Below are 1,679 nucleotides of genomic sequence, written 5' to 3'. Positions count from 1 at the left end.
CCCCCTCTGTCAGCCTAGTTGTCCAGTTGGCGATTTAGCCTGAATTTCACTAGTCGGGGCGGCATGGGAGCATTCATGCCACGTTATTCCGAAGAACGTAAAGCGGCCGTTTTGAATAAGTTGTTACCTCCGCAAAACCGAAGTGTTGTGTCGGTGGCAGCAGAGGAAGGCATATCCGATGTGACTCTGTATAGTTGGTTGAAACAGTGTCGACAACAAGGAATGCCCGTGCCAGGTAATCGTACCGGGGAAGATTGGTCCCCCGAAGCCAAACTGGCCGTTGTAGTAGAAACGGCCTCTATGTCTGAAGCCGAACTCAGTGCCTATTGCCGCGAGAAAGGCTTGTATCCGGAGCAAGTACAGCGCTGGAAGGAAGCCTGCCTTCAGGGTGCCGGCATGCAGGGTGAGCGTCAGAAAGCGGCTCAGAAGCAACAGCGAGACGCCCGTAAAACAATCAAGAAGCTGAAGTCGGAAGTTCGCCGTAAAGACAGGGCGCTGGCTGAGACCACGTCACTTCTGGTGCTGTCAAAAAAGCTCGAAGCCTTGTACGGCGAGGATCCGGACAGCAGCGAGGACGACTGACGCCGCTGGACGAACGTGCAAGGCTCCTGGAGCTATTTGATGAAGCCGTTGCCGGTGGTGCTGCTCGATACAAGGTGGCAGAGATAATCGATATCAGCGAGCGCACATTGAAGCGCTGGCGATGCTCTGATGGCCAGGTTGCTGAAGATCAGCGCCCTGAGGCAGAGCCAGTCGAACAGCCCCACAAACTCACACAGGCCGAGGAGCTGGCCATTCTGAGCGCATGTAATCAACCTGAATACCGGAGTTCGCCACCGTCGCAGATCGTGCCGTCACTGGCTGACAAGGGCCTTTATCTGGCCTCGGAATCGTCGTTCTACCGAGTGTTGAAGAAGCACCAGCAACAGAATCACAGAGGGCGCATGAAGCCGCCACGCAAGGTGCCAGAGCCGACTAGCTTCACCGCGACAGGCCCGAACCAGGTGTGGAGTTGGGACATCAGCTATTGCCCGTCAGCGGTGCGTGGCCAGCATTGGTATCTGTACCTGATCATGGACATCTACAGTCGCAAGATCGTTGCCTGGGAAGTCCATGAGGCGGAGTCTGGCGAGCTGGCCCGGAAACTGGTTGAACGCGCCCTGTTACGAGAGGGCTGCTGGCATAATCCGCCGGTTCTGCACTCTGACAACGGAGCGCCGATGACCTCTTATCTGCTCAAGGCCCGACTGGCTGAGCTGGGCATGTTGATGTCTCACAGCCGGCCTAGAGTCAGCAACGATAATCCTTACTCGGAATCATTGTTCCGGACAGTCAAATACTGCCCGGAGTGGCCGTCAAAGGGCTTTGAATCGCTCACGGCGGTGCGTGACTGGATGCTGGCGTTCGAGTACGCCTACAACGAACAGCACCTGCACAGCGGCATCCGGTTCGTGACACCGGCTGACCGACATCGTGGTGTTGATCACGAGCGCCTGGCGCACCGGAAACTGGTTTATGAAAGAGCAAAACGCCAGAATCCACGGCGCTGGTCTGGCAATACCCGGAACTGGGAAGTAACCGGACCGGTATCGCTCAACCCTGGCAAATTGCAGGAAATAGAGCGCAATAAATTGGCCGCTTAAACGCGGTCATTTGGACAACTGGGTTGAAAATCGCCG

General features: G+C 56.3%; 1 pseudogene. It reads left to right on the top strand.

From position 1 onward, the window contains the following. Positions 1–75 precede the first annotated feature (75 nt). Positions 76–1,643 (top strand): annotated as a pseudogene (locus QPL98_RS19380) (IS3 family transposase). The last annotated feature ends 36 nt before the right edge of the window (positions 1,644–1,679 follow it).

Origin of the sequence: Marinobacter sp. ST-43 (assembly GCF_030541085.1) — a bacterium.
Lineage (GTDB): Bacteria > Pseudomonadota > Gammaproteobacteria > Pseudomonadales > Oleiphilaceae > Marinobacter > Marinobacter nauticus.
This window is presented reverse-complemented; position numbering and strand designations above follow the sequence as displayed.